Below are 14,270 nucleotides of genomic sequence, written 5' to 3'. Positions count from 1 at the left end.
ATAATTTCTCAACATCGCTTAGCGATCGCTTCAGCCAATTGCCTGGGCAGGGTCCTCTGCGCCATGTGAGGGTGCCGGAATTGACCTTTAACGATGATGGCAGAATTCAGACGTTGCAACCTGGCGGAAAATAATGCTTAAATAGCGCTGGCGTAAGGAATCCATGGCAGGGATCAGCCAGCAAGAAAGCTATAGTCTATGATGCTAACAAGACGATCTGTGGTTCATTTGGGTTGCTCCGCTGCTATACTGGGCATGGGGGGAACAGGACAAAAATTATTCGCAGAAGCGCCAACAAATGCCAAAACATATGCGGATGACATAACAATTTTGCGCGAGGCGCTTACCGCGCTCCACCCCGGTCTTTATCGTTATCTTTCACCGCGGCAAGCCGATGCAGGCATAAAGGCGCTGGAACGCAGTTTTGTCAATGCACCCGATCTGGCTCAACGCTATCTTGCCCTTTCCCGCTTCCTTGCCAGCATCCGCTGCGGGCATAGCTACGCCAATTTTTACAATCAAAGCGAAGCTGTTCAAACGGAGCTGTTCAAACGAAAGACGCGTCTGCCTTTTGCGTTCCAATGGATCGAATCCGCGATGGTGGTTACCGCCGATCATGGCAGCGGCATTGCCTTACAGCCTGGAACGCAGGTGCTGCGCATTAACGGCGTGCCTTCGAAAAAGATACTGGCCGCACTCCTGCCCTATGTGCGGGCTGATGGACATAATGATGCCAAACGCCGGGCATTATTATCCATTTCTGGATATGAAGATTTTGAAACATTCGATGTTTTTCACGGGCTGATTTACGGCGCGCCCGCCAACGGGATGCATGAAATTGACATGCTATTGCCCGCAGGCCAACGAAAAATAGCGATGATACCCGCGATTTCATATGAGGACCGGCAATCATATCGCCGATCAAAAGCGGTGAAGGCTGATGAACCGTTATGGCAATGGGACATGCGGCCAGACGGCATTGCGGTTTTGACGATGAATGATTGGGGAACGTATAACAGTAACTGGGATTGGCGGGCATGGTTGAACGATCGGCTGAACACGCTTGAAAATGCGCGCGGATTGATTGTTGATATCCGCGCTAACGAAGGCGGCGAAGATTGTGGCGATGAATTGATCGCCCGCTTTGCGAAGAACAATGTGCCATTGACCGACGAGATAAAGCTCGTTAGCTACCGAACAACGCCCAAGGCAATCGATCCTTATCTCGACACATGGGATGACAGCTTCAGGACATTGGGCGAAGGCGCTACGCCCCATGACACACGGCTTTTTGCGTTGGCGCGGAGCCAGGAAGAGACACGCATTGCACCGCGCGGCCCGCGTATTGTTGCGCCGATGATAATACTCACCGGGCCGCAAAACAGCTCTGCCACTTTCCGCTTTTCCTCCCTTTGCAAGGGAGCGGGTTTTGCGACGCTGGTGGGTGAGCCGACCGGCGGTAATCAGCGCGGGATCAATGGCGGCCGGTTCTTCTTTGTGAGATTGCCTGCATCTGGATTAGAATTTGATTTGCCTTTAATTGGCTTTTTCCCCAAAAATCGGGCGCCAGATAAAGGGATTGAGCCGGATTTCTTGGTCAAAACAAAGCCAGCGGATATAGCAAATGGACGCGATGTGATTATGGAGACAGCATTAAATCTGCTTAAATCCAAATAGCATTGCGTGTAATGGCGCAATGCGTCCTAGAACCAGACAGGCTCATTTCCTCCCGAACAATTTCTCCACATCGCCCAGCGCGAGTTTCACCCATGTAGGCCGCCCGTGATTGCACTGGCCTGAATGCGGCGTGACCTCCATTTCGCGCAAAAGGGCATTCATCTCATCCACGCGGAGCACCCGCCCAGCCCGTACGCTGCCATGGCATGCCATGGTGGAAGCGACCAAGTCGATCCGCTCTTTCAGCGACAATGCCTCGTCATAGGCCGCCAAGTCATCGGCGAGATCCTCAATCAGCGCGCGGACATCACCCCCGCCCAGCACAGCTGGAGTAGCGCGCACGAGTATCGCAGCCGGGCCAAAGCGTTCAATATCCAGCCCGAAGTCAGACAGTTCCTCCGCCCGCGCCTCAAGCCGGTCGCAGGCAGGCTCGTCCAGTTCGACAACTTGCGGCATTAACAATGCCTGCGACGGCACTGCGCCGCCCGCCTGCGCCATGGCTCGGCGCATCCGTTCAAGCACCAGCCTTTCATGCGCGGCGTGCTGATCCACGATAACGAGCCCGTCCTCGGCCTCCGCCACAATATAGGTGTTGGCCACCTGCCCCCGCGCGATACCTAGAGGATGGCGCTTGCTTTCGGGCACAGCCTCATGCGCTTCGGCGGCGCGGCCCATCAACGGGGCGAGGTCTTCGCCTGTTATCCGGCCCATATCGGCGAAGCTGCTGCGGCTTTCGGCAAGCGACGAAAAAACCCCGCTTGGCGGGCGCGATTGATAGTGGCCAGAGGGTTCATAGGCCGGATGCGGCACCTGTCCCTGCGGCGTAAAAATATTGCCTTGCGGGTCCGGGATAGCTGCAATTTCCTCGCGCTGCCAATTGACCTCGGCGGCGCGCTGCACGCTGCGGAAACCGGATTGGTCGAGCGCGTGGCGCAGGCCCGATACAATCATGCCTCGGATCAAATTGGGCTCACGAAAACGCACCTCGGTCTTCGCTGGGTGGACATTCACATCAACCTCGCTTGGCGGCAGGTCAAGGAATAGCGCGACAACCGCATGCCGGTCACGCGCGAGCATTTCGGCATAGGCGCCGCGCACCGCACCGATCAGCAGCCGGTCCTTCACCGGGCGACCATTCACGAACAGAAATTGATGATCGGCAATGCCGCGATTAAATGTCGGCACGCTGGCAATCCCGCCCAGCCTGACGCCTTCGCGTTCATAGTCGAGCGCAACGCTGTTATCCGCCAAATCCTTCGATGTCAGCGCCGCGACCCGCGATGGGCGGTCCATATCGCCCTGCACCTGCAACGCCCGCCTGCCATCATGCTCCACGGTAAAACCAATATCAGGACGCGACATGGCCAGCCGCTTCACCACATCCATCGCCGCGCCATATTCGCTGCGCGCCGAGCGTAAAAATTTGCGCCGCGCCGGGATTTTGGCGAACAGATTTTCTACCCGTATCTTTGTCCCCGGCGGGATTGCCGATGGTCCTTCCTGTGCCAAGACGCCGTGATCAACCACCCGCCGCCAGCCATCTTGACCGCGCACCCGGCTTTCGATGGTCATCATCGACACGCTGGCAATGGAGGGCAAGGCCTCACCGCGAAAGCCCAATGTTTCAACCAGCTCAATCGCCTCGTCGGGCAATTTCGAGGTCGCATGGCGTTCCAGAGCCAGCGCTATGTCGTCGCTGCGCATACCGCAGCCATCGTCGATCACCTCAATCAGGTCCAAACCGCCGGCAGACAGCCGGATTGCGATATTTGCGGCACCAGAATCGATTGAATTTTCGATCAGTTCCTTTAACGCACTGGCCGGTCTTTCCACCACTTCACCGGCTGCGATGCGGTTGATGAGTATCTCGGGGAGTCTTCTTATTGACATATCGTTAATCCTAACCCAAGTGGGCGTCGCAAGCGACTCCTAATCGCCCTGTCCTGCTAGGTTTGATCCGACAAATATCTGTTTCGAAAAACAGCAATTTCCGCTAGGACAGCGCGATTGGACGGCGCTTAATTTGACCAAGTCTAGACAGGGGCCGCCCGCTCCTGCAAAAATTGATGGATTATATATGTTTAATAAGTTTTTCCGCTTTGCTTCCCAAGATATGGCAATCGACCTCGGCACCGCCAACACGGTCGTTTATGTCCGCGGCCAGGGAATTGTTTTGAATGAGCCGAGCGTTGTTGCGATTGAGACGCTGAACGGGATTAAGCGGGTAAAAGCTGTGGGCGATGATGCGAAGCTGATGATGGGTAAAACCCCAGACAGCATCGAAGCCATCCGCCCCCTTCGCGACGGGGTGATTGCCGATATTGACGTGGCTGAGCAGATGATCAAGCACTTCATCCACAAAGTGCACGGCAAACGCCGGATGTTCAGTTATCCCGAAATTGTCATTTGTGTTCCATCGGGATCGACCAGCGTGGAACGCCGCGCCATTCGCGATGCCGCATCCAATGCCGGCGCATCGGAAGTGTTCCTGATCGAAGAGCCGATGGCTGCGGCTATTGGCGCGGATATGCCGGTTACGGAACCCATTGGTTCGATGGTGGTCGATATTGGCGGGGGCACAACCGAGGTTGCCGTCCTATCGCTGCGCGGCTTGGCCTATACCACGTCGGTCCGCACCGGCGGGGACAAGATGGACGAAGCCATCGTGTCTTATGTCCGCCGCCACCACAATCTGCTGATCGGAGAATCGACTGCTGAACGGATCAAGAAGGATTTTGGCACCGCGCAGGCACCGGCCGACGGCATTGGCCATACCATTCACATCAAAGGCCGCGACCTTGTAAATGGCGTGCCCAAAGAGATTTCGATCAACCAAGGTCAAATCGCTGAAGCACTAAGCGAGCCGATTGGCACGATTATAGAAGGTGTGCGGATTGCGCTCGAAAATACTGCGCCTGAACTGGCCGCAGATATTGTTGACCAAGGCATCGTCCTGACCGGCGGCGGCGCGTTGATGGCAGGCCTAGACGAATTTATGCGTGATGAAACGGGGCTGCCGGTGACGGTCGCCGAGGACCCGCTTACCTGCGTAGCCATTGGCACCGGCAGGGCGATGGAAGACGAAGTCTTCCGGGGCGTCCTGCTGACCGCTTAACCGGCGCTGCGCCCCATGGCGCCGTCCAAAAACCGGCCTTCGGGTTTTTCCCGTAAAGCGCAATATAGCCTGTTCGCGGCCTATGTGCTGACGATTGCGGGCGCGGTTTTTGCGGGCCTATTGCTCGTCATTTCGGTCATTGACCCGACCGGATTTGCCGCGCTGCGTAAAATCGGCACAGAGGTGACTGCGCCGGTTGCCCGCGTGTTCGATAGTCTGCGCCGGTCGGTCAACGATCTGGGCAGCAACACATCTGCTTATTTTGACGCTGCATCAAAAAATGCTGCACTGACAAAAGAGGTAAAGGCAAACCGCACCAAGATTATCGAAGCGCGGGCGGTGAAGCTTGAGAATAAACGGCTGCGCGCTCTGTTGCAGCTGAAAGAGACGGAGACGGGCCATATCGCCATTGGCCGGCTGATTAGCAGCAGCGCGAGCAGCAGCAGGCGCCTTGCGACCTTATCCATCGGCGCAAATTACGGCATCGAAACCGGACAGCCGGTGCGCGGTCCCGAAGGGCTGATCGGCCGGATTGTTGAGGTTGGCCCGACGACTGCGCGCGTTCTGTTGATCACCGATGCGGGCAGTCCGGTTCCGGTCATGCGGATCGCCGATGGCATAGCTGCATCAGGCGAAGGAACCGCCAATGGCATGGTCATGATCCGGCCGGTCAACCTAGGCATTAACCCATTCAAAATTGGTGATATAGTTGTCACTTCTGGTAATGGCGGCCTGTTTCGACCCAATATCCCCTATGCCAAAGTGGTAAAGATTATCCCCGATGGCGCATTGGCCCGCCCGCTCGCCAACCCTGCTTTCACGCCCTATGCCATGGTTCTGCCGATTTATGAGCAGGAAGCGATGGAAACGCTGGCCATCCCGGGTGACCAACCTATGGCGCCGGGCGAAGCGGCAGAGGCTCCGGAATGAAACGGGCAGATAACAGGTTAAAAAAACGCCCGATCAGCCGATTGACCAAAAGCCCGATTGCGGCATTTAAACGTCCGGGGCGAACCTATGAGTCGCGGCTTTACCGGGAACAATCCCGGCTGTCGATGATCGCCATTCCCATTGCCTCTGTGCTGCTGGGGTCAATGGTCACTGCAATGCCCATCATTGAAAGCCAGCCGATATTGCCACCATTTGGCCTGATGATATTCCTTGCTTGGCGGCTGCTGCGTCCCGGATTATGGCCGATGTGGGCTGGCCTGCCCTTTGGCATGTTTGACGATATATTCAGCGGACAACCATTTGGCAGCGCCGCATTGATATGGTCGCTGATCATGATCACGCTCGAAATTATCGACATCAGGGCGGTTTGGCGCGACCATTTGCAGGACTGGCTGATTGCGTCCTTCATGATGGTCCTTGCCCTATTCGGCGGGCTTTTATGCGCTGGCCTCGTATTTAAGGCGCGTCCGGATGCGATCGTGCTATTGCCGCAGATCCTGCTATGCTTGCTGTTATATCCGTTAATAGTAAGAATTGTCGCGCGGCTTGACAGGTGGCGGCTATCGACATGATAATGGCCCTGTCATGAAATCTCCCAAGCCGGTTTCTTCTGCCCAGCAAAATTTTACTTTCACGCGCCGAACCATGTTCATCGGCGGCGTGCAGGCGGCGCTTGGGCTCGTGCTGTCCGCTCGCATGGCCTATATTGCGGTGGCGGAAAATGAAAAATATAAGCTATTGTCGGAAAGCAACCGGGTTAATCTGACGCTTATTCCGCCGCGCCGGGGCTGGTTTATCGACCGTTACGGCAAGCCCATCGCCACCAACCGCGCCGATTTTCGGGTCGATTTGATCCCTGAACGTGTGGTCAATAAAGAAAAAACCGTTGCTACGCTGAGCAAGCTGTTGAACCTGTCGCAGGATGCCACCGAACGGGTCAGCCGGGAATTGAAAAAGGCAAAGGGGTTTCAGCCAATCCAAGTGGCCGACGGCCTAGATTATGATAGCTATGCCAAGGTCAGCGTGCGTTTGCCCGAACTGCCCGGTGTATCCCCGCGGCAGGGTTTTTCCCGCTATTATCCCAGCGGCCCGGCCGTCGGTCATTTAATCGGCTATGTCGGCGTTGTATCGGCCGAAGAATATCAGGAGCGACGCGATCCCCTGTTGATCACGCCAGGTTTCAAAATCGGTAAGGCCGGACTTGAGAAAAGTTATGAGGAACAATTGAAGGGGACACCCGGCGCAAAAAGGGTGGAGGTGACCGCACGCGGTAAAATCGTCCGTGATCTTAGCACCAAAGGCGATATTCCGGGCGACCCAGTGCAGCTGACGATCGACATTGATCTCCATAATTATGCCGCCCGGCGTTTGGGACAAGAATCGGGATCGGTGATAATTTTTGATTGTTGGACCGGTGATCTATTGTGCATGGTGTCCATGCCGAGCTTTGACCCCAATAGTTTCTCGGATGGCATTGGCTCGCTCGAATATAAATGGCTGCGCGAAGATGATCATATCCCGCTGCTCAATAAATCATTGCAGGGGCTCTATCCCCCCGGATCGACTTTGAAACCGATGGCTGCGGTCGCTTTCCAAAAACATGGTATTGACCCCGATGAAACCGTATTTTGCGGCGGGGGTTACCGGCTTGGCAACCGTGTGTTCAAATGCCTCGGCCATCATGGCACGATGAATATGCGCAATGCGATCATGAAAAGCTGTAACACCTATTTCTATTCGATGGGCAACCGCGTTGGTTATGACGCAATCGCGCCTGTGGCCCGCGAGTTTGGACTGGGTCAGGAATTTGATCTGCCTTTCCAATCGCAATATTATGGCACCATCCCCGATAGCGAATGGATGAAGCGCAAATATGATAAAGAGTGGGCCCGGTCAGATACGCTGAATGCCGTGATTGGTCAGGGCTATGTGCTGACCAGCCCGTTGCAGCTGGCGGTTATGGCGGCGCGAATTGCATCGGGGTTAAAGGTCGATCCCCATATCCTTTATAAAAAGCGTAAAGCCGCGCCGCACTTGCCTTTTCCTGAGGAACATTTGGCGGTGGCGCGCGATGGTATGGATTTGGTCGTCAATGGGGCAGGCACAGCGGTGCGGAGCCGCCTTGATATCCCCGATGTGAAATTGGCGGGCAAAACCGGTACGGCGCAGGTGCGAGCTATCACCGGCAGTTACCGGGGCAAAGGCGGGCTTTGGAAGCACCGCGACCATGGTCTGTTCGTATGTTTCGCGCCGGTGGGAAACCCCCGTTATGGCGCGTCGGTTGTTATCGAACATGGGATGGGAGGCGCACGCGCTGCGGCTCCGGTGGCCAAGGATGTGCTGACATTCCTCTATGACCGGGAACAAGCGATGGCGACGCTTGAATCGCTTGAAGCAGGCTGGGGCGGCACACCGGAACAACGCATGGCGCGTTCGCTCGCTGCCTTTACCGCAGCCAGCAATGGACCAAGCAAAGCCGACAGCGAAGCCGCGCAGAAAAAAGAGGCCGACCCGATATGACACGCGGCATCATTCCTGCCCCTATCGCCTCGCTGCCTTGGCGTCTAATCCTGCTGTTATTCACCATGACCAGCTTTGGCACTATGGTGCTTTATTCGGCGGCCGGCGGAAGTTTTCAGCCATGGGCCGGGCAGCATATGATCCGCTTCCTCGTTTTTCTGGCGATGGCCATTGTAATGTCCCGGTTTCCATTGGATTTTTGGAAAAAACTCACCTGGCCGATTTACGTTGGTACTTTGGCGATGCTGTTCATTGTGGAAATGATCGGGCAAGTTGGCGGCGGCAGTCAGCGGTGGATCAACATCGGATTTATGACGATCCAGCCGTCTGAGCTGATGAAACCAGCGGTCGTGCTTGCGGCTGCATGGTTTTTTGACCGGCTACCGGCGACAAAGATTAACAGCTTTGACGCAATATGGCCGCTTGGCCTGCTCATTGCCCTACCCAGTGCGCTGGTGATCCTGCAACCTGATTTGGACTCTTCCATCGCCTATATTTTCGGTGTAGCCGTCGTCGGCTTTCTGGCGGGCTTACCGCTGATCTATTTTTTGGGGGCTGGCGGCGCATTAGCGGTCCTTACGCCGCTCGTCTATTTTTTCGGGATGAAGGAATATCAGCAAAATCGCGTTTTGATATTCCTGGATCCAGAAAAAGATCCGCTAGGCGCAGGATACCATATCACTCAATCGAAAATTGCGATTGGTTCGGGCGGTATATTCGGCAAAGGTTTTGGCAATGGCACGCAAAGCCATTTGGATTATTTGCCCGAAGGTCACACCGATTTCGTCTTTGCCACCATGTCCGAGGAATGGGGCCTGATGGGCGGGCTGTTCACGCTATTCTGCCTGTTCCTGCTGTTCCGCTGGGGCTTGCGCGTCTCTATGGCCAGCAAATCCCGTTATGGGCAGCTGGTGGCGGCCGGGCTGACTTGCACGATATTTTTCTATGCGGCGATTAACCTGTTGATGGTGGTGGGATTTGCACCGGTCGCTGGCCTACCGCTTCCGTTTATGAGCCATGGCGGCAATAATATGCTGACCATGATGCTATGCATTGGGATTATCATGTCGATTGAGCGGCATCCAGGATCCCGCCAAGGCAAATTCGCAGGATAGCAGCGCCGCAGCCCTTGACATTGACCGTATAAAGCACCAAATCCTCGGTCGTAGCGGAATGATGTGATATCATGTCTGCTCCTCAAAAAATGTGGACGCTTAGCTCAGTTGGTAGAGCAGCTGACTCTTAATCAGCGGGTCGTGGGTTCGAACCCCTCAGCGTCTACCATTTCTTTCAATGACTTGGATCGGGCGTGTGGGCTATTTAGTTGATCGGGGTCCCGATTGGGCACCAGAGACCGATATGAAAACTCTAGGCTAGAAATCTAATCATAGATCGATTTCACAAGGTGTTCACACACGCGCGCGGAATGTCATTGGTTCCAATTTAAGTGCGATAATTGGATCCCCAGAAATCACAAAGAGCTTTGGGCCTTTGGCAAACCGAAAAACGCGGTATAGGCAATAATTGTCAACCTTGTCGCGCCACACCTCAAGTTCGTTCACAGAAATGTAGAATGGTGTTGCTTTACCCCCATTTGTTGTCTTCACTTCGATGTGAAACTTGGTTCCATCTTCCTGAAAAGAAAGGATGTCATACCCCAAGCCATCGCCAATCTCTTTGGATACCCATTCAACCTTTTGGGCAAGGTCATCTCTTCCGGTGCGGACCAACCGTGCTTTTTCATATTCCACAACGAATTGCTCGCCTTGGAAACCGAGCTTTCTGTTTTTGGCATCTTTCTTGGCGTGATCTGTCTTGGCAACTTTTGAGCCAGCTTTAGCCTTCTGCGGCTGTTTTGATGGCTCAGGCTGATCTTCCAAAAGTTCCTCAAAGGCCTCGACTATATAGGCTGCAATGCTCGCCAGATCTGAATTTGTTTCATCATCCAGCGACGACATTTCATCACTGGGCGAAACTTGATCACCCGTCTCACCGGGCGGCATCGCGTCACCTTCGATCTCGGGTGCATTGTTAGAATTGTGCAGAGACTTTTGAATCGCTTTCCAAATTTTCGGGGCATTCTCAATGTCAGTTTGCTCTGCAATTTTATTGACAAGCTCGAGCAGCTGCTCTTCATAATTGTCCCACTCAGTGATCAGATCGCTATGCTCGGAGAATTGCTCAGCAGCCACTCGAAAAATGCCCGGATTTGCTCTCGACTCTGCAATATCTTCAAAAATCGATGTTAGAAGATTAGGCTTTCCCAACGCAGCTAATTTCTGATCGACCTTCGTGAACTCGGCTATAACATCAAATCCGGCGGAGCGCATTGCTCGCGAATAAATCCCACGCTGTGCTTGGGCCCAAAACAAGGCAGCCTTCGCTTTGGCTATCTCATTAATGTTAATTTCATTGTTCGATACAATTTCAGGAATATCTTGCAGATTGAATTTCTTATTTGGTTTATTCTCAAAATCGAATAGAAGTTCGTTCACTGACGATCTGTCAATATAGGGTTGTAAGATCAGGTTGCGGTCGGCACTATCGAGCGTGTTGATCACCGCTCCTGACAGATAGCGCAACTCGTTATCGGTTAGCTGCTTGCCAAGCTGGAGTTCGAGCTGCGCTTTTATTGTTGCCATAAGAGATGCTGTGACGAACCATCGATCATTAGCTTTAAAGCCAACATGAAGAATTTGGCTACATGCCAGCAAGTCGAGTGCAGCATCAAGTTCAGCCGTTTCTCCATCGCGCCACGCGCGCCCAACAATATACGAATAATTACCGAGCGTTGTCAGCGGAAGCTGGCCATCGATAACCGCAGCCCAGCCAAGCGGAACCCCGACCGATCCAGCTTGTGCCCTAACCAAGCGACCGGTTAGTAAGCCCAAATTGTATCCTTCTAGCGCACGCGTACGGGTTCCAGACGACGAAGCGCCTAAAGTTTCCTGAAAGCCTGTGCTCAGCCTATATTGCGGAGGCGGAACCGACGCCAAGGGCCCTTCGACCCAATCAACCAGGTCGCCACTAACAAGCTGGTCGGTATAGGAATATAAGAATTGACTGCTGACCATGCCCCACCCCATTTGCCGGATGGCTCAGATTGGCATCATAGATCGATTTAATCTACGAGTTTTTATTCTTGGTCAGCTCGACGACATGCTCAATGTCAATTTTTCCACCGCGATCACCTCGAGGAATTGAGGTGCGATGATCTTTGATTTTGTAAGTAAAATAGCCAGACCAGTCAAAACCCAGCATTATCGCGATCTCTGCAATGATTCGGTGCGTTTCAATCTCCACGCCGCGTAATCGACTATTGCCGATTATTAGATAATATTTGCCGTCCTCGGTCAACGCTTGCTGTACGGAACTTAAATTTTTCGCCATATCATCGAAATATGCAACAGCAGTTCCAAACCGCGCATTATCCAACTCAAGCAAGCGACCAAATTTGCTTCGGCAAAGCTCGTCTATCCAATTTTCAACAGATTGATGACGCCGTGAAGCTTCTCCCAACTGCAAAGATTTTGTCTTTTGTAGCGATGCGTCGTCACAAGTTCCAATCCAGGCACTCTCAAGCTTGATGCAGCGCGTATAGTCCATCGCGTTAATATATGGCGGTGACGTGATCGCGAGATCGATAGGAGCTTCCGCCTCAAAGGCGGTCGCATCATGGCCCAGCCACTCAATCGCACAAAAATCAGTAGGATCGAGTTTTTCAATTGCATTAAGGTACTGCCGCGCAACTTTTTGAAATTCCGGAATGGTAGGCTTGATCTGCTTGTCATATTTGGTCGAGATATATGGCTTGAGAGACTGTCGCTCAGCTTTTGAACAGGCTCGAATAATGTCACCAAAAGCCGTGAGAAGCAGATTATGCTCCGCTACGTCGAGCCCTAATCCAAAGAGATAACTTTTGAGCGACAGCAGTTCGTCGAAACTTTGTTCGGTGAACCAATATTCGATATTAGCCAGTGAAGGCCTTAGTTTGGGATCGCCGGCGACAGCGCCAGCCTTTTCAATATCATCCAATACTCGATACAAACGTTCTATCGATTGCCTACTCAGGGGAGTGGTGGAGGCCGTCGCAATAAGTCTCGCATAAGCATCAACTTCAACACCATAAACGGCATTCGCGAGGGTGCCTGCTTCGATAGCTGTCGTGCCTGACCCCATAAACGGATCAAGGACGGCAAAGTCGCGCTTTACTTCGGCAGTTTTCTGAAGGATCATTCGCGGCACAAAGGCAACGCTTCTACAGGGGTAACGTCCCCCCACATAATGTGGTGACCCTCTAAGCTCTCTACTCGACGGAAATTCAATATTGGCGCCCCAGGATTGAGACGAGATAAATCTTCTATCCAACATTCAAGCGTTCCTGATAACCACTAGGCTTTCACGCATGTATTTGCGATTGGCGCCCATATTTCGATACTGTTGTGACGAAGGAATGACCCCGCGATAAACTCGAATTCTGTCAATCGCATAGCCATGCTTGCGTGCGAGGTCAGCAAGTATTAGGTCAGTCGCTACCGTAACACCACCATAGAATGAATTTCCCACCACAAAGCCAAGAGGTGCGCCAGCCGCGAGCATGGGCTTTATTGCAACGAGGAAATGACCTAGATCCTGAAAATATCCAGATAGCATAGTTCCAATCTTCGGGGACCATAACTTCTGCTCCTCAATCTGAGGTTTGATGAGCCGATCAACCAAATCGGAACCGAACTCCGAATTGCGCGGATCCCAACTTGCATGTACGTGTGAACGCACAGACTGGGTCCGAAAGTCGGCTTGATCGTTTTTGTTTTGAAAAAAATCGCCCAGCCAAAGTTCCGACATATATATTTTGCTGTAATCGAAACAGTTTGCATAGGGAGGCGATGTCAAAACACATGAGATTTTTTCATCGAAAGCAAATCCACTTTCATTCAAAGATGATTTTAGTCGATATTCAGGCGGATTGAAAATACTGTCACTTTTGATATCTTCAAAGTATATTTCTAACTGACGAACTACGAATTGACGGATTTCGTCAAACGCTATTTCTTCGTTGGGCGGTCGGGAAAATTTCTTCTTTCGCTTGACCCCATTTCCGGCTTTACGATGAGTAGAAAAAGGCTCGATCGCACCGAGAAATGCAAGCTTGATGAGCGATGCGACAGAGGCATTGGAAACGTCTCGATAATATGCCTTGACCCTTAGCAGCGCAGCTAAGTGCTCTGGGTAAAAGTAGCTACAAACTGTCGCATTTTCCGGCTGAGTAGCCATTTTCCGCAGCGGCACACTTTTGAACTCCTCGATTGCCAGCCTGAACAGAGCAAGTTCGGATTCATCAAGCACAAGAGCTTTTGTGCGAGCAATAAAGGTTGTCAACGCGCTCACATCAAAACCTATCGCTGGTCTACCCATGCCAGCAGCCACCAAAGCTGTGGTGCCAGAACCGGAAAACGGATCAAAAATGATGCCTGTTTCATGTGCAAACTCACCGATAAATTCACGCACAAAACTGGGGGAGAACCCTTCCTTATACGGAAACCACCGGTGCCTTGAAACTTGCATTGATTCGATAAAGTTCACTGCCGACCTATAGGTCGTTCGAGCATCTTCATTTTCGATAACGGTCTGGTTTTCAATAGCCGCGTAGCTGTGCAAAATTTCGCCGTATCGTGAAGCTGTTGCTCCAGAGTTCTTAGCAAAATCGATCATTGCGTTCACACCTTTCATTTGTTCACCCCAAAATCGACGCAGATGCCGGTACACACATCAGGCACTCGAACAACAAACTCTTTCGCCGTGTCGCTGGCGTGTATGGGACAGGTATGTCGTGCAGGCAATGGAAAGCTGGGTGAGCAGGGCATTTCGCCTGATCTTAATCAAACTATTTCGTGCAAAGCGTTTCCATCGACAGCCAGAGAGAGCACAATGATGGGCAGCGCCTGCTTCGGCAGGCCGCTTAGCACAATAGGGCAGCAGTGGAGCATTATCCCTGCGTTGAGATATC

At 52.9% G+C, this 14,270-nt stretch carries 10 protein-coding genes and 1 tRNA gene; 7 read left to right on the top strand and 4 right to left on the bottom strand.

The features are described from left to right. The first annotated feature begins 198 nt into the window (after nucleotides 1-198). Nucleotides 199-1,677, top strand: a complete 1,479-nt coding sequence (locus ACFOWX_RS02985; RefSeq protein WP_381421156.1) for a S41 family peptidase — start codon at nucleotides 199-201, stop codon at nucleotides 1,675-1,677. A 42-nt stretch (nucleotides 1,678-1,719) separates the two neighbouring features. Here ACFOWX_RS02985 and mutL read toward each other — a convergent pair whose 3' ends face one another. Beyond that, complete coding sequence (gene mutL / locus ACFOWX_RS02980; RefSeq protein ID WP_381421154.1) at nucleotides 1,720-3,567, bottom strand: DNA mismatch repair endonuclease MutL; 1,848 nt, start codon at nucleotides 3,565-3,567, stop codon at nucleotides 1,720-1,722. Nucleotides 3,568-3,754: 187 nt separating this feature from the next. Between mutL and ACFOWX_RS02975 the strand changes: the two genes are divergently transcribed. The 6 genes from ACFOWX_RS02975 (at nucleotide 3,755) to ACFOWX_RS02950 (ending at nucleotide 9,547) form a co-directional block, all read left to right on the top strand. Further along, nucleotides 3,755-4,792, top strand: coding sequence for a rod shape-determining protein (locus ACFOWX_RS02975; RefSeq protein WP_381421152.1), 1,038 nt, complete (start codon nucleotides 3,755-3,757; stop codon nucleotides 4,790-4,792). Between the two features lie 15 nt (nucleotides 4,793-4,807). After that, a complete protein-coding gene (gene mreC, locus ACFOWX_RS02970) occupies nucleotides 4,808-5,722 on the top strand; it encodes a rod shape-determining protein MreC (protein ID WP_381421150.1) in 915 nt (304 codons plus the stop codon). After that, nucleotides 5,719-6,315 carry a rod shape-determining protein MreD gene (locus ACFOWX_RS02965; protein WP_381421148.1) on the top strand — a complete coding sequence of 199 codons (597 nt, stop codon included), beginning with the start codon at nucleotides 5,719-5,721 and terminating at the stop codon, nucleotides 6,313-6,315. The genes mreC and ACFOWX_RS02965 overlap by 4 nt, the downstream gene beginning before the upstream one ends. 13 nt (nucleotides 6,316-6,328) lie before the next feature. Further along, complete coding sequence (mrdA, locus tag ACFOWX_RS02960; RefSeq protein ID WP_381421146.1) at nucleotides 6,329-8,263, top strand: penicillin-binding protein 2; 1,935 nt, start codon at nucleotides 6,329-6,331, stop codon at nucleotides 8,261-8,263. After that, nucleotides 8,260-9,378 carry a rod shape-determining protein RodA gene (rodA, locus tag ACFOWX_RS02955; RefSeq protein ID WP_381421144.1) on the top strand — a complete coding sequence of 373 codons (1,119 nt, stop codon included), beginning with the start codon at nucleotides 8,260-8,262 and terminating at the stop codon, nucleotides 9,376-9,378. The genes mrdA and rodA overlap by 4 nt, the downstream gene beginning before the upstream one ends. A gap of 93 nt (nucleotides 9,379-9,471) precedes the next feature. Next, a tRNA-Lys gene (locus ACFOWX_RS02950) sits at nucleotides 9,472-9,547 on the top strand. Between the two features lie 125 nt (nucleotides 9,548-9,672). Here ACFOWX_RS02950 and ACFOWX_RS02945 read toward each other — a convergent pair. The 3 genes from ACFOWX_RS02945 to ACFOWX_RS02935 form a co-directional block, all read right to left on the bottom strand. After that, nucleotides 9,673-11,154 carry a DUF3883 domain-containing protein gene (locus ACFOWX_RS02945; protein ID WP_381421142.1) on the bottom strand — a complete coding sequence of 494 codons (1,482 nt, stop codon included), beginning with the start codon at nucleotides 11,152-11,154 and terminating at the stop codon, nucleotides 9,673-9,675. A gap of 235 nt (nucleotides 11,155-11,389) precedes the next feature. Then, nucleotides 11,390-12,634, bottom strand: coding sequence for a DNA methyltransferase (locus ACFOWX_RS02940; protein WP_381421140.1), 1,245 nt, complete (start codon nucleotides 12,632-12,634; stop codon nucleotides 11,390-11,392). Then, on the bottom strand, nucleotides 12,635-13,975 hold the full coding sequence (locus ACFOWX_RS02935; RefSeq protein WP_381421138.1) for a DNA methyltransferase: 1,341 nt from the start codon (nucleotides 13,973-13,975) through the stop codon (nucleotides 12,635-12,637). Nucleotides 13,976-14,270 lie beyond the last annotated feature (295 nt).

It is taken from the genome of Sphingorhabdus arenilitoris, assembly GCF_042651485.1.
GTDB lineage: Bacteria > Pseudomonadota > Alphaproteobacteria > Sphingomonadales > Sphingomonadaceae > Sphingorhabdus_B > Sphingorhabdus_B arenilitoris.
The sequence above is the reverse complement of the archived record's forward strand: the minus strand, read 5'-3'. Positions and strand labels throughout refer to the sequence as shown.